We start from the raw sequence: 24,664 nt of genomic DNA on the forward strand, positions 1-24,664 counted from the left end.
ATCGCTCGGGTGTGCTCCTGCCTGGGCCGATGTGGCTGACATCTCATCACGCCGCGACCTGTGGTCTGATAGGGGCCGGATTTGCCGAAATTGCCCCCTGTAAATCGATTCCTTCTCGCTTTGTTCGACACTGGCCCGTTCGCAGGCGGGTCGTCCGACCGGGTTCGTGGGTCTCGACGAAATCTGCGGGCTGGACGCGAGAGGGATGTAGTACTCGGATGGATGGAGTTCGTCGTGCTGTTCGGGGTCGAATTCGTCGGAGGTCGAGTAACCCGCTTTTCGTCCAGCTGCTGACCGCCGCGGTCGAGTCCGCGGCCGACTCGATCGCCATCAGCTATGACCCGACCGGCGAGCCCGGCGCCCGGCGCGAACTCACCTATACCGAACTGGACGGATCCTCGTCGCGACTGGCGCGCGAACTGATCGAGCGCGGCGTCGGCCCCGGCGACGTCGTCGCCATCGGCTTCACCCGGTCGATCGAATCCGTGCTCGCCGTCTGGGCCGTCGCCAAGACCGGAGCGGCCTACGTGCCGGTCGACCCGACGCTGCCCGCGGACCGCATTGCCTACCTCGTCGCCGACTCCGGAGCGATGCTCGGTCTCACCGACTCGAAGCACCGCCTGCGCCTCGGCGATGGCATCGACTGGCTCGAGCTCGACAACCCCTCGCACCGGGAGCGGATCGCGGCCCGGCCTGCACACCCGATCTCGTATGTCGACCGCGTCCGCCCGCTGACCGAACAGCATCCCGCCTACGTCATCTACACCTCCGGCTCGACCGGTCGGCCCAAGGGCGTCGCCGTGACCCACGCGGGTCTGGCGAGCTTGGTCACCGCCGTGCGAGAGCGCTATCAAGTGGATGGCGGCGCCCGGGTACTGCATGTTTGTTCCCCGAATTTCGATGTCTCGGTGCTCGAACTGCTGCTCGCCTTCGGGTCCGGTGCGACGCTGGTGGTGTCGCCCCCGACGGTGTTCGGCGGCCCGGAGCTGGCCGACCTGCTCCGCCGGGAGCGCGTCACGCATCTGCTGATCACACCGGCCGCACTGGAGTCGGTGGATCCGGCCGGGCTGGACCACCTGCGGACCGTCGTCGTCGCGGGTGACGCGTTCGGCCCCGCATTGGTCGAGCGGTGGTCGGACACGGGACGGTCCTTCTACAACGGTTACGGCCCCACCGAGGCCACCATCCTCGCGACCGGCAGCGCCGCGCTGGCGCCGGGCGAGCCGATCACCATCGGCGCCGCACTGCCAGGCATCGGCGCGGTGGTGCTGGACGCGCGGCTGCGTCCGGTGCCCGCCGAAGTGACCGGCGAACTCTATCTGTCGGGCCCCGCGCTGGCCCAGGGTTACCTCGGGCGGCCCGGGCTGACGTCGGAACGCTTCGTGGCCAATCCTTTCGGCGCCACGCCGGGGTCGCGGATGTATCGCACCGGCGACTTGGTGCGCCGCACCGCGGACGGCGACCTCGAGTACTTGGGCCGCACCGATTTCCAGGTGAAGATCCGCGGTTTCCGGATCGAACTCGGCGAGATCGACGCCGCGCTCACCGCGCACCCCGATATCGACTACGCCGCGACCCTCGGCAAGGTCGCGCCCTCCGGCGCGACCGTCCTCGTCTCCTATGTCCTTCCGCGCGAGGGTGTTTCGCTCGACTTCGGTGAACTGTCCCGCTTCGCCGCAACCTCGCTGCCCGGTCACATGGTGCCGTCCGCGTTCGTGGCGCTCGACGCGATTCCGTTGACCGCCAACGGAAAACTAGACCGGCAGGCCTTGCCCGAGCCGGTGTTCGAGGCGGCCGTCTCGCGTGCGCCGGAGGGTCCGGTGGAATCCCGGATCGCCGAGTTGTTCGCGCAGGTGCTCGGTGTGCGGCGGGTCGGCGCGGAGGATTCGTTCTTCGCCGCGGGCGGGGACAGCATTCTCTCGATCCAGCTGGTGTCGCGGGCAAGGGCGGCGGGAATCTCGTTCACGCCCCAGGATGTGTTCGAGCACCGCACCGTCGCGGGGTTGGCGCGGGTCGCGGTGCTCGGCGGAGAGTCCGCCCTCGTGCTCGCGGAGCTACCGGGCGGCGGCGTCGGTGAGATGCCGCTGACGCCGGTGCTCGCCGCGTACTTGTCCGGCGGCGAGCCCTTCCGCCGATTCACCCAGCACATGGTGCTCGCGCTGCCCGAACACATCGATCGAGCGGCCCTGGTGGCCACACTCGGCGCGGTGCTGGATCACCACGACATGCTGCGCGCCCGGATCCGGTCCGTCGAAGGGCAGTGGCGACTGCACTCCCTGCCGCCCGGCTCGCTGGATGTGGACGCACTGCTGACCCGCGTCGACGTTCCCGCGGAGCTGGACATCGACGAGTTGCGGGAAACAGCCAGCACCGCATTGGATTCCGCGCTGGACACGCTGGACCCGACGGCGGGACGGATGATCGCCTTCGCCTGGCTGGCCCGCCCGGACGGCCGGGACGCACTGATCGTCGCCGCGCATCACTACGTCATCGATGGCGTGTCCTGGCGAATCCTGATCCCGGACTTGGTGACCGCATGGGCACAGCACGCCGCCGGGCAGCGGATCTCTTTGCCCGGTGTCGGCACGTCGTTCCGGCGGTGGGCACACGGTCTGGTCGATGCTGCCGCGGACCGCGTCGGCGAATTGCCTTACTGGCGGCGAACTCTCGCCATCGCCGATCCGAATCTGGGTGCCCGTGCGTTCGATCCGGCCGTCGACACGGCGGACACCGTGCGGCGCTTCACCGTCGCGGCGCCCGCCGAGGTCACCCACGCGGTGCTGACCGAGCTGCCGAAGTTGTACCGAGCCGGAACCAACGACGGACTGCTCGCGGCGTTGGCGCTGGCGACTCGTGCGTGGCGGGCGAACAGGGGTGTCGACGCCGCGGCCACCAGGGTGCGGCTCGAGGGGCACGGCCGCGAGGAAACCACTGTCGCCGGAGCCGATCTGACCCGCACCGTCGGATGGTTCACCACCATGTATCCGGTGGCGCTCGATCTGTCCGGCATCGACGCCGAGGCGGCTTGGCGCGGTGGCGACGCGACCGCGGCGCTGCTCAAGGCGGTGAAGGAGCAACTGCTCGCCGTGCCGGACAAGGGCATCGGCTTCGGCATGCTCCGGCACCTGAACCCGGACACCGCTGGGGAACTGGGCGGCGCGCTCGGCCAGATCGGCTTCAACTATCTCGGCCGGATCTCCGCGGGCGATACGCCGGAGGGCCTGACCGACCGGAGCTGGCTGCCGACCGCCGAATGGGGCGACCCGGAGGCCGCGCACGATCCGGACATGCCCGCGGCCGCCGTCGTGGACATCAACGCGCTCGTCACCGACACCGACTCCGGCGCGCGGCTGTCCGCGTCCTTCGCCTACGCGTCCGAGATCCTCGACGAGGCCGCCGTTCGTGAGCTGACCGAATACTGGGTCGCCGCACTGACCGTGCTCGCCCGGCACGCGCACGACCCGTCCGCGGGCGGGCTGACTCCGGCCGACGTCCCGCTGGTGCGGGTCACCCAGGCGGAACTCGACACTTGGCGGCGGGAGCGGCCGGGACTGGTCGACGTGCTGCCGCTCTCGCCCCTTCAGCTCGGATTGCTCTTCCTGACCCAGCTTTCGCCCGGCGCGGATCCCTACCTGTTGCAGCTGGCGGTGGAACTGTCCGGCGACATCGATCTCGACCGACTCCGCAGGGCGGCGCAGGCGATGCTGGATCGGCACGCGATCCTGCGCTCGGCGTTCGGTTCCTCGGAAGAAGGCGCACCGGTTCAGTTCGTGAGCGAGGGACTCGCCGTGCCGTGGCGGGTCCTCGACACACCCGACGCTGACGCGGCGACGCTGTTCGCGGCCGAACAGCGCCTCGGATTCGACCCGGCGACGCCGCCGCTGCTGCGATTCACGGTGTACCGCACGGATTCCGGGCGCACGCACTTGGTGCTGACCGCCCACCACATCCTGTTGGACGGCTGGTCGATGCCGTTGCTGATGAAGGACCTGCTGATCTTCTATGCGACAGACGGTGATTCGACGCCGCTGCCGCGGATTCGGCCGTACCGTGACTATCTCGCCTGGCTGGCGCGGTACGACCGGGACGCCACGCTGCGCACGTGGCGCGACGCGCTGGCCGGTACGACACCGACCATGCTCGCCGCGTCCCTCGCGCCGCCGGTGCGTCCCGCCGACGGCTACGGCGACTGCGCCGCTGACCTGTCGCAGGACGAGACGGCGGCACTGACGGCGTTCGCCGCGGCGGCGGAGGTCACCGTGAACACGGTGGTGCAGGCGGCGTGGGGTCTGGTGCTCGCCGCCTGCGTCGGGCGTACGGACGTGGTCTTCGGCGCGGTGGTGTCCGGGCGGCCGCCGCAGCTCGACGGCGTCGACGCGATGGTGGGCCTTTTCGCGAACACCATCCCGGTCCGGATCCGGTTCGACTCCGACATCTCGGTGCGGCAGTTGCTGAAACAAGTTCAGTCCGAACAGGCTTCGCTGCTCGAAGGGCATCACGTCGGACTCGCCGACATCCAGCGCGCGGCGGCGGCGGGGGAGTTGTTCGACTCGATCCTGGCTTACGAGTCGTATCCCGTCGACGCCGACGGCTTGCGAGCGGCCTACGGGACGATCGACGGGCTGGAAATCGTCGACCTGCAAGGGGTCAACTTCACCCACTACCCCGTGGCGATCCAGGTCGAACTGGGCGCCGAGCTGCGGCTACAGGTGCAGCATCGCAACGACGCCGTCACTCCTGCCACCGCGCGGGCGCTGGCGGACCGATTGCGTTCGCTGCTCGGCGAATTCGTCGCGGCGCCCGAGCGCACATTGGCGGCGACGATGGAGTCGCTGGATGAGCGCGACGATCTGATCGCGCAGACCCGGTATTGGCGCACCGCGCTCGCCGGACTGCCGGACGAGCTGAATCTGCCCACGGATCGCCCGAGGCTCGCCGGCCCAGCGGTCGCGGAGGGCCGGATCGACTTCGAGATCGATGGCGAGCTGCACGACCGACTGCGGGAGGTCGCGCGTGCGGCAGAGGCGACGGTATTCACGGTCGTCCACGCGGCTTTCGCGGTATTGCTGGCCCGACTATCGGGCACCGACGACATCGCGATCGGTACACCCGGAGTCGACGGATCGGCCAACACGCTGGTCCTGCGCACCCGAGTCCAGGGCGGCATGTCCTTCGCGGATCTGCTATCGGAGACGAAGGACGTCGACCTACAGGCTTTCCGACACGCGGACCTACCGTTCGACGCCTTGGTGGCACTGCTCGACCCGGACCGGTCGGATGCGCGTCATCCGCTGGTGCAAACGATGTTCTCGGCGGGGGACCGCACTATCGAGTACCAAAACGACACGGCGAGACTGCCTCTCGACCACGGGGACGCCACCCCCGCAGCGAAACCGGACCTCTCCCTGCATATTCGCGAGCGCGACGCGGGCATCGCCGCGAACTTCACCTTCTCCCGCGCACTCTTCGATCCGCACACCATCCGCGTCTTCGCCGAGCGCTTCCTCCGGCTACTGACCGCCGCGACGCACCGACCGGAGACTTCCGTCGGTGACCTCCCGCTGCTCGACGCCGACGAACACGCGCTGCTGACCCGCGTCGCCGCCGACGACGCCATCGGCGCCGCCCTGCTGCCCGATCTGCTGACCCGCGGCGTCGCCCTGGGCCGCGACCGCATCGCGGTGCGCTACCGTGGCCGGTCGATCGGCTACGGCGAATTCGACGAGCGCACTTCGCGATTGGCGCGCACGCTGATCCAGCGCGGCGTCGGCCCGGAGCGTCTCGTCGCCGTCGCCCTCCCGCGCTCCGCCGACATGGTGCTCGCGGCCCTCGCGATCGCCAAGGCCGGCGGCGCGCACGTGCCGATCGATCCCGGCTATCCCGTGGAGCGGGTGCGGCACATGGTGTCCGACTCGGGCGCGATGCTCGGCATCACCGTCGCGGAATACGCCGATCGGCTCCCCGCAGGCGTGGACTGGCTTGTTCTCGACGACCCTGCGACAGAAGAGATCTGCCGCGCGCAGTCCGCGGAGCGGGTGACGGACGCGGATCGCCTTGCGCCACTGCGTATGCGGCATCCCGCGTACGTCATCTACACGTCGGGTTCGACGGGCGTGCCGAAGGGCGTCACCGTGACCCACAGCGGCCTCGAGGGTCTGCGCGAGGAGTCCGTGCGCCGCTACGGGCTGGAGCCACACCACCGGTTCCTGCACCTCTGCTCGCCGTGCTTCGACCCCTCGGTGCTCGAGTGGCTGTGCACGTTCTCGGTCGGAGCGACGCTGGTCATCGTGCCGCACACCGTGGTCGGCGGCGCGGAGCTCGGCGATCTGCTGCGCACCGAGGCGGTCACGCACGCGATCTTCACCCCGGCGGTCCTGGGTACCGTCGATCCGGAGGGCCTGGACGCGCTGGAGCTGTTGTGCGTCGGCGGTGATGTGACGACCTCGGAACTGCTGGCGAAGTGGCAGCCGGGCCGCCGCTACCTCAACGCCTATGGTCCGACCGAGGCGACCATCGCCGCGTCGTACGCGGAACTGACCGCGGGACAGCGCATCACGATCGGTTCGCCGCTGCACGGCATGTCCGCGCTGGTGCTGGACGCGCGGCTGAATCCGGTGCCGCCGGGTGTCGCGGGTGAGCTGTATCTGGCGGGCGGCGGCTTGGCCCGCGGCTATCGGAACCGCGCGGGGCTCACCGCCGAACGTTTCGTCGCCGATCCGTGGGGCGCTCCCGGCGCGCGGATGTACCGCACCGGTGACGTCGTGCGCTGGCACGTCGCCTCGCCCTCGGCACCGTGGGAGCTCGAGTACGTGGGCCGCGCCGACACCCAGGTCAAGGTGCGCGGGTTGCGCATCGAACTCGGCGAGATCGACGCGGTGCTCGGCGGGCACGACGACGTGGAGTTCGCGGTCACCGTCGGACGGAAGATGGCGTCGGGATCGACGGCGCTCGTGTCGTATGTGCTCGCGGCGCCGGGCCGCACGGTGGACACGGCGCGCCTCACCGAGCACGCGGCAAAGATTCTCCCGGCGCACATGGTGCCGTCGGCGATCGTCGTCCTGGATGAGATCCCGTTGACCACCAACGGCAAGCTGGATCGAAAGGCACTGCCGGAACCCGTTTTCGAGACGACGCCGACCCACGCGCCGTCGAGTCCCGTCGAAGAGCGGCTCGCCGAACTGTTCGCCCAGGTACTCGGTGTGGCGACGGTCGGGGTGCACGATTCCTTCTTCGCGATCGGCGGCGACAGCATCATGTCGATCCAGCTGGTGTCGCGGGCCAAGGCGGCCGGAATCGTCTTCACCGCGCGCGACGTCTTCGAACACCGGACCGTCGCGGGCTTGGCGCGCATCGCGACCGTCGGCGGCGACGCGTCGCCAATGGTGTTGGCGGAGTTGCCCGGTGGCGGCGTCGGCGAAATTCCGCTGACGCCGGTGCTCGCCGAATTCCTCGCCAACGGCTCCTGCGACCGCTTCGCCCAGACCGCGGTGCTCGCGCTGCCCGAGGGGATCGATCGCGCCGGTCTCGTCGCGACCGTCGCGGCGGTGCTCGACCGGCACGATGTGCTGCGTTCCCGGGTGTGGCAGGACGGCGGCCGGTGGCGGTTCGAGGCGCTGCCGAGCGGCGCGGTCGATGCCGACGCACTGGTGACCGAGGTCGACGTCCCCGTCGTCGACGACGCCGAGCTGACCCGGATCGGCAGCGCCGCAATGGCTTCGGCGATGGCCGCCCTCGATCCGGCGGCCGCGAGAATGATCGCCTTCACCTGGTTGCGCAGGTCCGGCGCGCGCGACGTGCTCGCGGTCGCGGCGCACCACTACGTCATCGACGGGGTGTCCTGGCGCATCCTGATTCCCGATCTAGCGGTGGCCTGGGCGCAGCGCGCGGCGGGACAGGAGGTCGCGCTGCCCGCGGTCGGCACCTCGTTCCGGCGCTGGGCGCACGGACTTTCCGACGCCGCCACCCGCGCGGAGCGGGCCGCCGAGGTCGGCCACTGGCAGCGGGTGCTCGCCACGCCGGATCCGTTGCTCGGCGCGCGTGCCGTCGACTGCGCGCTCGACACCGAGCCGACGATGCGGTCGATCACGGTCCGGGTGCCGGTCGAGGTCACCGAGGCGCTGTTGACCACGCTGCCCGCGCTGTATCGCGGCGGCGTCAACGACGGCCTGCTCGCGGCGCTCGCGCTGGCGGTGCGCGCGTGGCGTGCGCGGCGCGGTGTCGACTCCCCGACGACCCGCATCCGCCTCGAGGGCCACGGACGTGAGGAAACCGTAGTTCCCGGAGCGGATCTCACGCGCACCCTCGGCTGGTTCACCAGCGTCCACCCCGTGGCGATCGACCTGTCCGGCATCGACACCGCGCATGGGCTCACCGACGGCGCGGCGCTCGCCGACGTGCTGAAATCGGTCAAAGAGCAACTGCTCGCGGTGCCGGACAAGGGCATCGGCTTCGGCATGCTGCGCCATCTCAATCCGGACACCGCCGGACTGCTCACCGGCGATATGGGCCAGATCGGCTTCAACTATCTCGGCCGCGCTTCGGCGGGCGGCCAGATCGACCAGACCGACGGAAGTTGGTTGCCGACAGCCGATCTCGGAGAGATCGAGATCGAGCACGATCCGGCCCTGCCCGTCGGCGCGGTGATCGACATCAACGCGATCGTGGCCGACACCGCGACCGGCCCGCGCATGGAAGCGAGCTTCCGCTACGCGAGCGGCATCCTCGACGAGGCGGCGGTGCGGGAACTGGCCGACGAGTGGACGGCCGCGCTGACCGCCGTCGCCGACCACGTACGGCACCCGGCCGCGGGCGGACTGACGCCCTCGGATGTGCCGCTGGTGCGAGTCACCCAAGCCGATCTGGACCGCTGGCGGCGGGACTACCCGGGGCTGTCGGACGTCTTGCCGCTCTCGCCGCTCCAGTCCTCGCTGCTGGTGCTCATCGAACTGCTCGCCGGATCGGTCGACGCCTACATCATCCAGTTGGCTGCCGAGCTGACCGGCGACCTGGACACGAACCGCCTGCGCGGGGCCGCGCAGACCATTCTGGACCGGCACGCGAACCTCCGCTCCGCCTTCGTCACCGCGGCCGACGGGACCCCGGTCCAGCTGGTGGTCGACGACCTCGACATGCCGTGGCGCATCGTCGACCGCGTCGCCGACGCCGACCTGCCCGGGTTGCTGGCCGCCGAGCAGCGCACCGAATTCGATCCCGCGGTGGCGCCGCTGCTGCGATTCACGCTGTACCGCACCGACTCCGGCCGCAACCACCTCGTGCTGACCGGCCATCACATCCTGCTCGACGGCTGGTCGATGCCACTGCTGATGAAGGAGCTGCTCGTCCTGTACGCGACCGGTGGCGACGCGTCGCCGCTGCCACCGGTCCGGCCCTATCGCGACTACCTACGGTGGCTGTCGCAGCAGGACCGTGGCGTCGCGGAGCGGGCCTGGTCGGAGGTGCTGGCGGGCGTCACCCCGACGATGCTCGCGCCCGAGCTCACCTGGCCCGCGCCGACGGATGGCGGATTCGGCCTCCGCGAGTTCGAGCTGTCGACCGAGGAGACCACCGCGCTGACCGCTTTCGCGGCAGGGGCCGAGGTCACCGCCAACACGGTGCTGCAGGCCGCGTGGGGTCTGGTCCTCGCGGCGGCCACCGGACGCGACGACGTCGTCTTCGGCGCGACCATCTCCGGGCGACCCCCGCAACTCGACGGCATCGGCGAGATGATCGGCCTGTTCGTGGACGCGATCCCGGTGCGCATCCGGTTCGATCGCGGCACGACGGTCCGGGCGCTGGTCGACGGGGTGCAGACCGAGCAGGTCTCGCTGTTGGATCACCACCACTTCGGGCTCGGCGCCATTCAGCGCGTCGCGGGGCAGGGTGAGCTGTTCGACACGATGCTGGTCTTCGAGTCGTACCCGGTCGACGTCGAGGGCCTTCGGCAGGCGAGCGGCGCGCTCGACGGATTGCGGGTCGACGACCTCGGCGGGGGCGATTACACGCACTATCCGATCACCGTGCTGGTCTTCCTCGGCAGCCGAACGCTGGTGCAGGTGAAGTACCGGCGCGACCTGGTCGCCGACGCGACGGCGGGCGCCGTCGCCGATCGACTGCAGCGCGCGCTCGGCGAGCTCGTCGCGACGCCGGACCGGACCGCCGCCGAGACCGTGCTGCTGCTCGACGTCGAATCGGACGACTCGATCACCCGATCCCGCTATTGGCGTACGGCTTTGGCGGGACTGCCCGAGCTGGAGCTGCCGGGAGAGCGGCCCACCGTGCCATCGAACGACCGTGGGCGAGTGCGGTTCTCGGTTTCGGAGGAGGTGCAGAGGGGACTGCGCCATCTCGCGCACACGGCCGGGGTGAGCTGGTCATCGGTGGTGCGCACGGCGTTGTCGGTTGTGCTCGCACGTCTTTCGGGCACCGACGACATCGCGATCGGGTCGCCCATGCCCGGTGGTCTCCGCGCCGAGGTGGTGTTGCGTACCCGGGTGGATCGGTGCGCGCGGTTCGCCGATGTCCTGCCGGACGCGCACCGTGTCGAGCTGGAAGGGTTCGCGCACGCCGGTATTCCGCTCGACGAGCTGGTCGAGCTGCTGGGACGGTCGGCTCGGCAACCGCTGTTCCGTGTCGCGTTGTCCTTCGAAGGACAACCGGAAGCGGTGGGAGACATCGCGATCTCGTTCACCGAGGATGGACGCGGCGAAATGTCCTTCGCCCGTGGTCGTTTCGGTGACGATGACGCGGAACTATTCGCCGAGAGGTTCGTTCGCGTCCTGACGACCGCCGCGGACCGGCCCGACACGGCCGTCGGTGACCTGCCGCTGCTGGCCGCGGACGAGTACGAGCGGCTGATCCGGATGGGCGGCGGTGACGCCGTCGAGATCGGAACGCTGGCCGAACTGCTGGTGCGAGGTGTGCGTTTCGGCCGGGACCGTGTCGCCGTGCGCGACGCGGGACGCGCCTACACCTACGGCGAACTCGACGACCAGTCCTCGCGGCTGGCACGCGTCCTGATCGAGCGCGGTGTCGCGCCCGAAACGGTGGTGGCGCTGGCGATGCGGCGCTCCTACGAGCTGATCGTAGCGGTGTGGGCGGTCGCCAAGGCCGGTGGCGCGTACCTGCCGGTCGATCCGACCTATCCGGTCGACCGGGTGCGGTACATGATCGCCGATTCCGGTGCCGCGCTGGGCATTACCGTCGCGGAGCAGGCGGCCGGTCTGTCCGGCGCGGTGGATTGGCTCGTCCTCGACGATCCCGCCGTGGGGGCGCGATGTGCCGCTCAGACTTCCGCGCCCGTGTCCGACGCGGAAAGGCTTGCGCCCCTGCGGCTGACGCATCCCGCGTACGTGATCTACACGTCGGGATCGACGGGTCTGCCCAAGGGCGTCGCGGTGACCCACGCCGGTCTCGGCGGACTGGTCGGCCACACGGTCGACATGCTGCGGCTCGCGCCGGAACACCGGATGCTGCATGTGTGCTCGCCCAGCTTCGACCAATCGGTGGAGGAGCTGTCCAGCGCCTTCTACAGCGGGGCGACGTTGGTGATCGCGCCGCCGGACACCGTCGGCGGCACGGAATTGCACGAACTGCTGCGCGCCGAGCGGGTGACGCACACGATCATCACGCCCGCGTTGCTGGGCACCGTCGATCCGTCCGGCTTGGACGACCTGGCGGTGGTGTCCGCCGGTGGCGAGGCCACCACACCCGACCTGCTGGCCAAGTGGCAGCCGGGACGCCGGTTCATCAACGGCTACGGTCCGACCGAGGCCACGATCGGCGCCACCTATACGACCCTCCTCGCGGGACAACGGGTGACGATCGGCCGACCGGTGCCCGGAGTGTGGGCGGCGGTGCTCGACCAGCGGCTGCATCCGGTACCGGTGGGCGTCACCGGTGAGTTGTACCTCGCGGGCCCGGCGCTCGCGCGCGGCTATCACGGCCGCGCCGGCGCCACGGCGGACCGTTTCGTCGCGAACCCCTGGATGCCCGGCGAGCGGATGTATCGGACCGGTGATCTGGTCCGGTGGGTGCCGGACGCCGAATCGAACGGCTGGGAGCTGGAGTGCTTGGGCCGCACGGACTTCCAGGTGAAGATCCGCGGCTTCCGCATCGAGCTCGGCGAGATCGACGCGGTGCTCGCCGGGCACCCCGAGGTCGGCTACGCGGTGACCGTCGGACGCGAGAACTCCAACGGGGTAGTCGTTTTGGTGTCGTACGTGACCGGCCGCGTCGATGCCGACCAGCTGACGCGATGGGCCGCACGGGCACTGCCGTCGCACATGGTGCCCGCGGCGATCGTCGTGCTCGACGAACTCCCGCTCACCGCGGGCGGCAAGCTCGACCGAAACGCCCTTCCGGAACCGGAATTCGCGGCGCGCACCTACCGGGAGCCGTCCACGGTCTCGGAGCGGATCGTCGCCGAGGTCTTCGCCGAGGTGCTCGGGGTCGAGCGGATCGGCGCCGACGACCACTTCTTCGAGCTCGGCGGTAACTCGCTGCTGGCCACCCGGGTGACCGCGCGCCTCGGCGCGGCGGTGAACGCCCGGGTTCCGGTGCGTCTGCTGTTCGCCGCGCCCACGGTCGCGGGTTGCGCGCGCGACCTCGCGAAGCTCACCGGTGGCGGCCGTCCCGCCTTGGTGGCCGGGCCGAGACCGGAACGCGTTCCGCTCTCACCCGCGCAGCAGCGCATGTGGTTCCTCAACCGGTTCGACACCGGATCGACCGCCTACAACATCCCGGTCGCGATCCGTCTGACCGGCGAACTCGACATCGACGCGATGCGGCGGGCGTTCGCCGATCTCGTCGCGCGGCACGAGATCCTGCGCACGGTGTATCCGCAGCGCGAGGACGGTCCGGTGCAGGTCGTGCTGCCTCCCGATCACCCGGATGTGCCGGAGCTGCGGGTACGGGACGTGGTCGATGTCGAATCCGCTGTGGAAGAGGTTCTTTCGACGGTCTTCGACGTCACCGCGGAGGTGCCGGTTCGCGCCGCTCTGTTCTGTGCCGAACGCGAATTCGTGCTCGCCATGGTCGTCCACCACATCTCCGCCGACGGCTTTTCCGGCAGCCCGCTGACCCGTGACCTGGCGGCGGCGTACGTGGCCCGCGCGGCGGGGCGAGCTCCGGCGTGGACGCCGCTGGCCGTGCAGTACGCGGACTACGCGCTGTGGCAGCGAGCGCTGCTCGGTAGCGAGGATCAGCCGGGGTCGATGGCGGCCGAGCAGATCGCCTACTGGCGGGAGGCGCTCGCCGATCTCCCGGATCAGCTGGAACTGCCGAGGGACCGGCCGCGGCCCGCGGTGCAGTCGTTCGCCGGCGGGCGGGTACCGCTGCGCGTCGAGGCGGCCACCCACGCGGCGCTCGCGGAGCTGGCCCGTGCGAACGGCGCGACACTGTTCATGGTCGTGCACACCGCGCTGGCTGTGCTGCTCGCCAGGCTCTCGGGCACCGACGACATCGCGATCGGCACGCCCGTGGCGGGACGCGGCGAGGAGAGCCTGGACGATCTGATCGGCATGTTCGTCAACACCCTGGTGTTCCGCACGAGGGTGGATCCGGACGCGGACTTCACGGAATTGCTCGCGCGGCAGCGCGACACCGATCTCCAGGCTTTCGCCCACGCCGACGTCCCGTTCGAGCGCCTGGTCGAAGTGCTGAATCCGGCGCGGTCGACCGCGCGGCATCCGCTGTTCCAGGTGGGTCTGTCGTTCCAGAATCTGGCCCCGGCCCGCATGGAACTGCCGGGCTTGACGGTCGCCGCGTGGGAGACGGATCGGCAGCTCTCGCAGTTCGATCTGCACGTCATCGTGGCCGACAGCTACGACGCGGCGGGCGCGCCCGCCGGTATCGGCGGCGTCTTCACCTACGCCGCCGACCTGTTCGACGAGTCGACGGTGCGCGGTTTCGCGGACCGGTTCGTCCGGGTGCTGGACGCGGTGGCCGCCGACGCGGCGGTGCCGGTCGGTGCCATCGATCTGCTCGCGCCCGAGGAGAGCACGCGGATTCTCGCGGCCTGGAACGACACCGCGCACCCGGTGGATACCAGCGCCACGCTGGTGTCCCTGCTCGACGCGACGGTCGCCGCAGTGCCGGAGTCCGTGGCGCTTGTCGCCGCGGACGGCGAGCCGACGAGCTATGCGGAGTTGGATGCGCGAGTCAATCGCCTTGCGCGCTACCTGATTTCGCTGGGAGCCGGTCCGGAGTCGCGGGTGGCGTTGGCCCTTCGGCGGTCGGTGGATCTGGTTGTCGCGATGTACGCGGTGAGCAAGGCGGGCGGTGCGTACGTGCCGGTGGATCCGGATCAGCCCGCGCAGCGGACCGAGTACATCCTCGAGACGGCGGCGCCGGTCTGCGTGCTGACCGACGCCGACGCGGATTTCACGACGTCCGCCGCGCCGGTGGTGCGCCTGGATCGGCTGGACCTTTCGGCGGTGGACCCTTCGGCGCTCACCGACCTGGATCGCCTCGCGCCGTTGCGCGCCGAGCACCCGGCGTACGTGATCTTCACGTCGGGTTCCACGGGCCGCCCGAAGGGCGTCGCGGTTTCGCACGGCGCGATCGTGAATCAGTTGCTCTGGAAGACAGCGGAATTCGGTCTCTGCGCCGATGACGTCGTGCTGTTGAACACAGCGGCGACGTTCGACGTGTCGGTGTGGGAGTTCTGGTCGCCCGCGGTGCGCGGCGGCCGGTTGGTGATCGCCGCACCCGGCGGTCATCGGGACCCGGCGTATCTGAACGAGCTCATGGCGCGGGAGGGCGTGACGACGCTGCACACGGTGCCGTCCATATTGGACGCCTTGTTGACGGGTCGCCTGGCGGAATCCCTGCGCCGGGTGCTTGCCATCGGCGAGGCGCTGCCCGCCGCGCTGGCTCGCCGGTTCGCCGCGGCCGCGCCGGATACGGAGCTGTTCAATGTGTACGGCCCGACAGAGGCCGCCGTGTCGATCACCAGTCATCCGGTGCGAGCGGTCGACGCGGTGGCGGTGCCGATCGGCGTCCCGGCCTGGAACAGTCAGGTGTACGTCCTGGATTCGCGCCTGCGGCCGGTGCCGGTCGGTGTCCCCGGTGAGCTGTATCTGGCGGGCGCGCAGCTGGCGCGAGGCTACTTCGGCCGGCTGGATCTGACCGCGGAGCGATTCGTGGCGAACCCGTTCGACGCGGGCACCCGGATGTACCGCACGGGCGACCTCGTGGCATGGAACGCGGCGGGGGAGTTGGAGTACCTGGGCCGCACCGACTTCCAGGTGAAGATCCGCGGATTCCGCATCGAGCTCGGCGAGATCGACGCCGTACTCGCCGAGCATCCGGAGGTGGACTTCGCGGTCACGGTCGGCAGAGAAAACGCCGCCGGTGCGACGCTTTTGGTGTCGTACGTGATGGGCGCGCCCGGCCTGGACACCGGTCTCTTGATCGAGTGGACCGCGCGGACGTTGCCGTCGCACATGGTGCCCGCGGCGATCGTGGTCCTCGACGAGCTCCCGCTGACCTCGTCCGGCAAACTCGACCGCGCGGCGCTGCCCGAACCGGAATTCGCCGCCGGCGCCTATCGCGCTCCGTCGACGGCGCTGGAGACCACGGTCTGCGGGGTCTTCGCGGAAGTCTTGTGCGTCGATCGAATCGGCCTGGACGACAACTTCTTCGAGCTGGGCGGCAACTCGCTGATCGCGACCAAGTTGTCGGCGCGGCTGAGCGAGGCGGTGGCCGAGGCGATTCCGGTCGTGTGGGTGTTCACCGCGCCCACCCCGGCGGGCATCGTCGCCCAGCTCCGTGCGGGTGGCTCCGAAAGCGCGGGCACGGACTCGGCTTTCGACGTGTTGCTTCCGTTGCGCACGTCCGGCGCCGCCGAGCCGCTGTTCTGCGTCCACCCGATCGGTGGCATCGCGTGGTCGTTCGCCGGGCTCACCGCGCACCTGGACACGGAGCGGCCCGTCTACGGCCTCCAGTCGCCCGCCTTGAGTTCGGCCGCACCGCTTCCGGATTCCATCGAGGACTGGGCGCGGCTCTACGTCAAGCACGTCCGCTCCGTGCAACCGGAGGGGCCGTACCACCTGCTCGGCTGGTCGCTCGGCGGTGTGCTCGCGCACGCCATGGCGGTCCAGCTCCAGGACGAGGGTGAAGAGGTGGCGCTGCTGGGCATGATGGACAGCCATCTGCGTTCGGCCGCCGATTCGCACGCTGACGTTTCGGTACCGGAGTTGCTCGGTGGACTGCTCGGCGATCGAGTCGCGGAATTCGGCTTGGACGAGACCGTGGAGTTGCCGGAGCTGGCCAAAAGGTTGAGCACGCTCCCCGAACCGTTCGCGTCCTTCGGAGCCGAGCGGATCGGACGAGTTGTGGACGCCGCGGTGGCTTCGGCCGACCTCGACGCGGTCTATCGCCCCCGCGTGTTCGATGGCCGGTTGGTGTATTTCACTGCTGCCCAGAGCGATCCGACCGGTTCCGCCGGTGCGGCGACCTGGACGGCCGCGGTCACCGGCCCCGTGCACAACCACCAGGTCGACGCCACGCACTGGCGGATGACCACCGACTCGGCTCTCCGGCAGATCGCGGAGGCGCTGCGGACCTGGTTGTGAGTCCTGCTCGGCGGGATCGGCGTGGACGACCACCCGATCCCGCCGCCCCCGGCTATCGCCCGGCCTTCACCGCGACTCCGCGCGCCTTCAGCTCGTCGGCCATCTGCTTGCCGAGCGCCCGCGCCTCCGCCCACACCTGCTGGAGCTCCTCCTTGCTCGGCCGAACGAACCCGTTCGCCTCCTCGATCCGCAGCCCGGCCCGCACCTGCGCCGCCTCGGCCGCCGCCATCCGCCGATCCGCCTTCGCGCGAGCGGTCTCCATGCGAGCGGCGACCAGATCCGACAGCGTGTTCTGCGACATTGTCCTTCTCCTCCTGTTGGTGCCGGAGCCCGTGTTCCGGCTGACAAGAAAGACGATGACGCGCACCGCTGACAGCCCACCGACAACCGGCTGACAGCATCGTCGGCGGCTCAGTAGTCGCAGAGCTTGATCCAGCGGTTCTTGCGGCTGGTGTCCTTGAACCACAGACCGGCACCCGAGATGTAGGGCACCGCCACGTCGTAGCGGCCCTCGCGGTAGACGATGTGCTTGTCGTCCCAGGTGATCCGGGCCGACTGGTTGTCCACATCGGTCAGGAATCCGTAGAAGTAGAGGTAGCTGTATTCGCGGTCGATTTCCCCGTCGTCGAACTCGACCTCCAGATCGGTGTCGGCCTCGAACCACCCGTACCCGGCCACGTCCCCCTTGCATTTCCCCACCACCCGATACGACTTCGCCTGCGCCGTCCCCGCCACGGCGACCACGACGGCGGCGAACAAGGCGAGCACACACAACAGCTTCTTCACGACGACCTCCCCAGATTGCGTTGGCACCGTGGACGTTACGACGCCAGCACCTGGTAAACGCTGAAGAACTTCTTGCAGTAGCGCCTGCGGCCGACCGCCCCGGCCCGATCGGCCGACTGTGCACCCGTCCGCCGAGCAGCGCGGGGCGAAACGCCTGGACGTCGAGGACACCGGCATCGGTGCGGCGAGCCGCCGCGCCACTGAGCGGGGGCTCAGCTCGCGGCGCGGGCGGTGGTGCGGAAGGCGCGTTGCCGTAGGCGGCCGCCGCCACATCGGGCATCGGCACCGTGCGAAGAAGCCGAAGCGGTCGGGGTGATCGGCGCTGAGCTTCGCGGCGTAGTCGTTGACCGCGCGAGCGAGCTCCGCGGCTTCGGCGGGATCCGTCAGAAACGCGGTACCGGGAGTCGACACCGACAGGATGGCGGACGCGATGCCTGTCGCCGACATCGACCGCAACGCCGTCTCCGGCGTCCATTCGGGCAGCTCACGCCCACCCGGTGCGTCGATTCCGTGGGTAAGGAGCGCCTCGCGGTAGCCGGGCGGGATCAGGTGCTGCTGCACGTCGATGCGGGTAATGACGAAAAAGTCAGAACTCGCTCGCGCAAACGCGACCCCCTCCGCCGCGGTTCCCGACGTTGGAAGGCTCCCCGCGCGGGAGGGTGAATTCCCGAAAATCGACACACGCGCGGCGTTCCGGGACTTGAATGAAGAGGTGTGCAGGTGGATGGCATACTCCGGCGATCCGATCCTCATCGAGGACCTGCTGTTCCGGCCTGTCCACTCCCTGATCGACCAGAGCCTGCACTCGCGCATGGGCGCGACCACCACGAACGGTGACGGCTTCGGCATCGGGTGGTACGGCGAGGGCCCCACACCCGCGGTGTTCAAATGCACCGAACCCGCGTGGAACGAGCGAAATCTCCAGGAGATGTCCCGGCAGATCCGCACGCCGCTGCTGTTCGCGCATGTGCGCGCGTCGACGGGCACCCCGGTCCAGCGCAGCAACTGCCACCCCTTCCGGTACGGCAACTGGCTGTGGATGCACAACGGCGCACTGCGGGGCTTCTCCGAGGTCAAGCGCGACCTCGCGATGGCCGTCGACCCGAGTCTCTACCGCGCCATCGAAGGCTCCACGGACTCCGAGACCCTCTTCTTCCTCGCGCTGACCTTCGGCCTCACCGAGGATCCGTTCGCCGCGGTCGCGCGGGCGGTCGGGCTGGTCGAGGACGTCGGCGCCCGCCACGGCGTCGAGAACCCGGTGCAGATGACGGTCGCGACCACGGACGGCGCCTCGGTGTGGGTCTTCCGGTACTCGAGCGAGGGCCGGACCCGGTCGCTGTTCTTCTCGACCGCCGTGGAGAAGATCCGCGCCCTGCACCCGGAGGTGGAAGTGCTGCACCGGTTGGGCGAGGAGACCCGGTTCGTGGTCTCCGAACCGCTCCGCGACCTCGAAGGTGCGTGGAACGAGGTCCCCGAGTCGCACGCCGGTCTAATCCGGCCGGGCGAAGACGAGATCCGGCCGTTCCAGCCCTTGGCGCCGGTGCGCTGATCCCGCCGTCGCACCGAAACGACCAGCGCGGCGCTCACGACGTCTCGGACGAAACCGTGTCCGCGGCGTGGGTGGCTCCGATCCAATGCAGCAACTCGTGGATCGTGTCGTCGGCGAGGCGGTATCGGACGATGCGCCCGTCCTTGGTGCTGGTCACCCAGCCCTGCTGGCGAAGTAGCCGAAGTGCTTGGGAGACAGCGGTTCCGGACTTCCCCACCGCGGCGGCGAGATCGCTGACGCTGATATCGGGCGCGTGGTGCAGGCATACCAGGAGCCGGAGCCGATGCGCATCGGAGAGCAGGTCGAAACGATCGGCCCACTGGTCGATGCCGACGATATCCAATCCCGATGCGGCGCGGCTGGCGTGATCGGGATCCAGCGGAAGACTGACTGCCACGTCTCCACTCTGCCGGTCGCGGGTGCGCAGGGCCAGTCTCCCGGCCCATGACTTCACATGTGTTCACATGCGCAGGTATCGAGCGTATCGTCTTGGGAGGTGAGCGATTACACAGTGGCCATGCACATGAGTGACGGCATCGTCGACGCTCCCACTTCGTTGGTCTTCGCTCTGATCGCCGTCGCGGGAACAGGTTTCGCCGCCTGGCGGGCGCGCGCCGAGCTCGACGAACGTGCCGCTCCCATGGCGGGTCTGGTGGCCGCGTTCATCTTCGCGGTGCAGATGGTCAACTTTCCGATCCTGCCGGGCGTGAGCGGGCATCTACTCGGCGGAGCGCTCGCCGCGATCCTGGTCGGACCGTACGTCGGGGCGCTGTGCGTGGCGATCGTGCTCGTCGTCCAGGCGCTGCTTTTCGCCGATGGCGGACTGAGCGCGTTGGGCGCCAACATCACCAATATGGCGCTGATCGGCGTCGCGGTGGGATACGCGGTCGCACGCCTGATCCTGCCGATGCTGGTCGACCGAGCCGATTCCGGGATCGCTGTCACCGCCTTCACATCCGCACTTGTCGCAACCGTCGCCGCCGCAATGGGTTTCGTCGCCGAGTACGCGATCGGCGGTGCGGCGGGATCGACCGTCGGGGCCGTCGCGGGATACATGTCGATCACGCACGCGCTGATCGGTGTCGGAGAGGGAATCATCACCGCGATCACCGTTGTCGCCGTGGTGAAGGCGCGACCCGATCTCGTCTACCTGTTCCGCGTCATCGGTCGACGCCGAACCGCCACGACGCCGCTCCGCGCCAGACTCTCGACGACCGGATTCCTGTGGACGTTCGCGGCGGTCGCGGTGATCACCGCGGGCGCGCTGTCGTACGTGGCCAGTTCGCAGCCGGACGGCCTCGATGCCACAACCCAACGCGGCTGCACGGTGGTCGAAGTCGGCGGCGCCGAAGAACTGCACGGCGAATGCATCGCTCGGAGCGCCGAAGAACATCGGCTCGCGAACTCTCCGCTCGCGGACTACACGATCGGTGGCAACGAGGAATTGACCGGTATCGCAGGCGTTCTCGGTGTCGCCGCCGCGTTCGCCGCGCTGTTCGCTCTGCTTCGCACGATCCGGGCGGGACGGAAAGACCGGACCGCTGCGGCGGCAGGAGATGCCGCGATCGCCGGGTCGGAGACGGCCTGAGGTGAGCGGTCACTGGCTGTATCTGCCGGGGAATTCGCCCGCCCATCGGACGCCGGTCGAAGTGAAGATCGTCTGCGCGGTTGGCGCGATCTTCGCCGTCGTCGCGACACCGCGAGAATTGTTCTGGCCGTTCGGTTGCTACGCCTTGGGCCTCGTCGCGGTGTGGTCGTGGATCGGTGTCCCGCTACGGTGGATCGCGCCGCGCCTGCTGATCGAAGCGCCGTTCGTCGTGTTGGCGATACTGTTGCCATTCGCCGCGGGCGAACCGAGAACGGTATTCGCGGGGCTTTCGCTGTCGACGAACGGTCTGTATGCCGCGTGGGGAATCGTCGCCAAAGGAACGCTCGGCGTGGGTATATCGCTGACCCTGGCCGCGACAACGAGCGTCGGCCAGTTGCCCGCCGGGCTGGCCAGGCTGCGCGTGCCGGGCGTGATCGTCATGATCGTAGTGCTCATGCTTCGGTACGTGGATGTGCTCGTGGACGAGGCGGCGCGGATGCGGGTAGCCCGAATCTCGCGCGGCGACGACCCGCGCACACTGCGTCAAGCCGGTGCGACCGCCCGCGGCGCGGGCCACTTGTTTCTGCGGTCCTACGAACGGGGGGAACGCGTACATCTGGCGATGGTGTCGCGCGGATTCGACGGCAGCGCGGTCGATTTCGGGCATCAGCCGGCAACCCGGGCGCAGTGGCTGTTCGGTTTGCTGCCGGCGATCGGCGCGATCTGTGTCTGCCTGAGCGCGTGGGCGGTCCGGTGACCGAGCCGACGACACCCGCGGTGCGCCTGGTCGACCTGACTTTCGCCTATCCCGACGGAACCGGCGCACTGCACGGCGTGAATCTCGACATCGCGACCGGGGAGCGGGTGGCCGTCCTCGGCCCCAACGGCGCCGGAAAATCCACCCTGATGCTGCACCTGAACGGTGTCCTCACCGCGGCATCGGGGGAGGTGCGCATCGGCGGAACACGCTTGGACCGCACCACTGTTCGTGCCATCCGCCAACGCGTGGGCGTAGTCTTCCAGGACCCCGACGACCAGCTGTTCATGCCGACCGTCGAACAGGACGTCGCCTTCGGCCCGGCGAATTTCGGTGTCCGGGGCGAACGCCTCGCCGAGGATGTTCGCGACGCCCTCGCGGCCGTCGGCATGACCGACCGGGCCGATCGCACCCCGACACACCTCTCGGTCGGCGAACGCCGTCGCGCCGCGTTGGCCACCGTCCTCGCGTGCCGACCGGAGGTGCTCGTGCTCGACGAGCCCGCCGCGAACCTCGACCCGGTCGCCCGCCGCGAACTCGCCGACATTCTCCTGACCCTGCCCACAACCATCCTGATGGTGACCCACGACCTGCCCTACGCCCAGCGCGTCTGCGAACGCGCCGTGATCCTCGACGCGGGCCGAATCGTCGCGGACGGACCGATCGACGAAATCCTCCGGGACACTGCCCTTCTCGCCGAGCACCGCCTGAGCTGAGGCCAGTTTCCGTGAGCTGTTACGCGACGCCGAATGCCCGCAAGAAGGTGCGCACCGCCGCCTCGCTCACCGCCTCGAGCTCGGCATCGGGAACGCGGCGCGTACCGAAATGGGATCGGATCTCCAACGGGCCGGTGAGGAGCGCCGTGAACTGCTCGGCGGCCTCGGCCGGGTCGCCGATGTCGAGGCGGCCCGCGAGCGAGAGGCGGGCCAGGCGATCCGCGAGGGCATCGTTCACCCGATCCATCGCGCGTCCCCGGACGATGTCCAGCAGATCGGGAAACTGGACGATCTCGGCGTGCAGCAGTCGGCGCAACGACGTGGAACGCTCGTCGCAATAGCATTGCGCCAGACGCAATCCCGCCGCCCGTAAGCTGGCGCCGATGTCGTCGTCGGGATCGCGCAACTGGTCCACCGCGGCCAGATTGTTCGCGACCGAGAGCTCCGCATCGGCGACGAGGACCGCGCGGAACAGGCTCGCCTTGTCGCCGAAGTGGTTGTAGATCGTGTGTTTGGCGACTCGCGCCTCGGCCGCGATCGCATCCACCGAGGACTGTGCGTAACCCTCGCGGGCGAAGACCGAGAACGCCGCATCCAAGATCGCCTGCCGCTTGTCGATGCGTCCGCGGGTGGGATTTCGCGGCGTCGAGACGTTTGCTTCGGGCACTTCGGGAGTGTACCTGCGTGGACCACTGACTGCACTGGGTAGTGCACTTGGATAGTCGTGCCGGTTTGAGGTGCACCGTCTTGATCGCTAATCTGCACTCATCAGTGCAATCTAGTAACCGATAGGAGTCGTTATGGCCGCCTACTTGATCGTCGACGCCGAAGACTTGGTCGTGGAAAGCGGAGGCGCCGACGGGCGTGCGGACGAATACCGAGCCGTCGCGCAGGCGTCGATCGATCGATACGGTGGCCGGTACCTCGTGCGCGGCGCCTCGCCTGTCGCGGTGGAGGGCGACTGGCCTGACGGCAGGGTCCTCACCGTCATCGAATTCCCCGACCGCGCGTGCCTCGAAAGGTGGCGCGGATCAGCGGAATACGGACAGGCCGCGGCGATCAGGAAGATCTCGATCGACGCGCGCATGGTCATCGCCGACGGAGTGATCCCGGGCGAGTGCTGATTCGGGGCTGGGCGGGTGGCTCGGGCCGCCCCAGGGACCGGCGAAGTCGAGTTCCTCGGCATCGTCGAAAACGAGGATTCCGTATGTGGTCATGAGGCGCCTCCCATGGATCACAGCGAGAAGTACGGGTCGTCCAGCACGTACCGCCAAGACCCGTCGCGGCCGCGCCGGGCGACCTCGGTGGAACTGGAGATCACCGGGTCGCCGTCGGGTCGCACGCCCGACACGGTGGCATCGTTGGAGATCAGCGCCAGTTCGCCCACCACGTGCACCTGGCGCGTCCGCAACTCGATCCGCGCACCGGAGCCGATCATGCCGCCGAGCGCGTTCCGGATCGCCGCGGTACCGGATCGCCGGTCGCCCGCGGAAAGAGCAGTGCCGCAGGCTCGTATTAGCGACATCGAGCCGTCGAGATCAACGGTGTCGAAGTAGCGTTCGAACAGGCGTGAGCGGGACGCGCCGTCGGCCGAATCAGACCGAGAGCACGAGCTTTCCGTGGTTCGCGCCGGTGAACAACATGTTCAATGTCTCGCCGAAGCGCGCGACCCCACCCTCGACGACGTGCTCACGGCTCTTCACCTTGCCCTCGGCCAGCCATTGCCCGATCTGCTGGACGGCCTCGCCGTAGCGGTCGGCGTAGTCGAACACGACGAACCCGGTCATGGACGCGCGGAAGACCAGCAGGGACATGTAGCGCGACGGCCCGGGCGCGAGCGTCTCGTCGTTGTACGCCGAGATCGCACCGCACAGCACCACCCGCGCGCCGCGGCGCAAGTTGGCCAGCGCCGCATCGAGGATCTCGCCACCGACATTGTCGAAGTAGATATCGATGCCCTTCGGCGCGACTTCCCGCAACCGGCTCAGCACCGATTCGTTGCGATAGTCGATGGCCGCGTCGAAGCCGAGCTCCTCGGTGAGCATCCTGCACTTCTCGGGACCACCGGCGATGCCGATGACGTGCGCGCCTTTCGCTTTCGCGATCTGACCGACGACGCTGCCGACGGCTCCGGCCGCCGCTGAGACCACCACCGTCTCCCCGGCCTGCAACTTCCCGACCTCCAGCAGGCCGAAATACGCCGTCATCCCCGGCATTCCGAGTGCGCCGAGCCAGGTGGGTCCGGGTGCGACGTTCAGGTCGACACGCTGGACGCCGCGGCCGTCGCTGACGGCGTACTCGGTCACCCCGAACGTGCCGCTCACGGTGTCGCCCACCGCGAAGTCCGGGTGGGTGGATTCGACGACGGTCGCGATATCGAGCGAGCGCATGACCTCGCCGAGGCGGACCGGCGGGACATACGAGCGAACATCGTTGAGCCAGCCGCGCATGGCCGGGTCGAGGGAGATGTAGTCGACCTTGACCAGCAGCTGCCCGTCGGCGAGGGCCGGGGTTTCCTCGGTCGTCACGTTCCAGGTGTCGTCGGTGGTCAGCCCGGTCGGGCGCTGCGCGAGACGGACCTGCTGTGTCTTCGGCATGCGTGTTCTCTTTCTGTTCCGTGATGGCGTCGAAACCGGAGGTTCGGCAGTGGACCGAAGTCCGAGCGCGGCCCGGCTTCCTCGATTCAGGTGGCGG

The 24,664-nt window shown here is 69.3% G+C and carries 12 protein-coding genes and 1 pseudogene; 7 read left to right on the top strand and 6 right to left on the bottom strand.

What is annotated here, in order from left to right:
• Positions 1-29 precede the first annotated feature (29 nt).
• Positions 30-16,574, top strand: coding sequence for an amino acid adenylation domain-containing protein (locus tag FB390_RS27415; RefSeq protein ID WP_141812160.1), 16,545 nt, complete (start codon positions 30-32; stop codon positions 16,572-16,574).
• Between the two features lie 52 nt (positions 16,575-16,626).
• Here FB390_RS27415 and FB390_RS27420 read toward each other — a convergent pair whose 3' ends face one another.
• Both FB390_RS27420 and FB390_RS27425 read right to left on the bottom strand, forming a co-directional pair.
• On the bottom strand, positions 16,627-16,875 hold the full coding sequence (locus FB390_RS27420) for a hypothetical protein (RefSeq protein WP_141812161.1): 249 nt from the start codon (positions 16,873-16,875) through the stop codon (positions 16,627-16,629).
• A 110-nt stretch (positions 16,876-16,985) separates the two neighbouring features.
• Positions 16,986-17,360: a hypothetical protein gene (locus tag FB390_RS27425; RefSeq protein ID WP_141812162.1), complete on the bottom strand. Its 375-nt coding sequence runs from the start codon at positions 17,358-17,360 to the stop codon at positions 16,986-16,988.
• Between the two features lie 724 nt (positions 17,361-18,084).
• Between FB390_RS27425 and FB390_RS27430 the strand changes: the two genes are divergently transcribed.
• On the top strand, positions 18,085-18,909 hold the full coding sequence (locus FB390_RS27430) for a class II glutamine amidotransferase (RefSeq protein WP_141812163.1): 825 nt from the start codon (positions 18,085-18,087) through the stop codon (positions 18,907-18,909).
• A gap of 34 nt (positions 18,910-18,943) precedes the next feature.
• On the opposite strand, the gene FB390_RS27435 is transcribed toward FB390_RS27430, so the two are convergent.
• A complete protein-coding gene (locus FB390_RS27435; protein WP_141812164.1) occupies positions 18,944-19,306 on the bottom strand; it encodes an ArsR/SmtB family transcription factor in 363 nt (120 codons plus the stop codon).
• Between the two features lie 120 nt (positions 19,307-19,426).
• Here FB390_RS27435 and FB390_RS33980 point away from each other — a divergent pair.
• From FB390_RS33980 to FB390_RS27450, 4 genes and pseudogenes are all read left to right on the top strand, one after another.
• Positions 19,427-20,068, top strand: a pseudogene (locus tag FB390_RS33980) (energy-coupling factor ABC transporter permease); the annotation flags it as partial.
• Between the two features lie 63 nt (positions 20,069-20,131).
• A complete protein-coding gene (locus FB390_RS33985; protein ID WP_342780465.1) occupies positions 20,132-20,497 on the top strand; it encodes a PDGLE domain-containing protein in 366 nt (121 codons plus the stop codon).
• Positions 20,466-21,254, top strand: coding sequence for a cobalt ECF transporter T component CbiQ (cbiQ, locus tag FB390_RS27445; protein WP_141812165.1), 789 nt, complete (start codon positions 20,466-20,468; stop codon positions 21,252-21,254). Before FB390_RS33985 ends, cbiQ begins: the two co-directional genes overlap by 32 nt.
• Positions 21,251-21,970 carry an energy-coupling factor ABC transporter ATP-binding protein gene (locus FB390_RS27450; protein WP_141812166.1) on the top strand — a complete coding sequence of 240 codons (720 nt, stop codon included), beginning with the start codon at positions 21,251-21,253 and terminating at the stop codon, positions 21,968-21,970. Before cbiQ ends, FB390_RS27450 begins: the two co-directional genes overlap by 4 nt.
• 19 nt (positions 21,971-21,989) lie before the next feature.
• Here FB390_RS27450 and FB390_RS27455 read toward each other — a convergent pair whose 3' ends face one another.
• Positions 21,990-22,637: a TetR/AcrR family transcriptional regulator gene (locus tag FB390_RS27455; protein WP_141812167.1), complete on the bottom strand. Its 648-nt coding sequence runs from the start codon at positions 22,635-22,637 to the stop codon at positions 21,990-21,992.
• Positions 22,638-22,770: 133 nt separating this feature from the next.
• Between FB390_RS27455 and FB390_RS27460 the strand changes: the two genes are divergently transcribed.
• The gene (locus FB390_RS27460; protein WP_141812168.1) at positions 22,771-23,094 is read left to right on the top strand and encodes a DUF1330 domain-containing protein; all 324 of its coding nucleotides are present in this window, start codon (positions 22,771-22,773) and stop codon (positions 23,092-23,094) included.
• A gap of 110 nt (positions 23,095-23,204) precedes the next feature.
• Here the strand turns inward: FB390_RS27460 and FB390_RS27465 are convergent, their stop codons facing one another.
• A complete protein-coding gene (locus FB390_RS27465) occupies positions 23,205-23,495 on the bottom strand; it encodes a YybH family protein (protein WP_141812169.1) in 291 nt (96 codons plus the stop codon).
• Positions 23,496-23,565: 70 nt separating this feature from the next.
• Positions 23,566-24,567: an NADP-dependent oxidoreductase gene (locus FB390_RS27470; protein WP_141812170.1), complete on the bottom strand. Its 1,002-nt coding sequence runs from the start codon at positions 24,565-24,567 to the stop codon at positions 23,566-23,568.
• Positions 24,568-24,664 lie beyond the last annotated feature (97 nt).

The organism is Nocardia bhagyanarayanae (assembly GCF_006716565.1).
Lineage (GTDB): Bacteria > Actinomycetota > Actinomycetes > Mycobacteriales > Mycobacteriaceae > Nocardia > Nocardia bhagyanarayanae.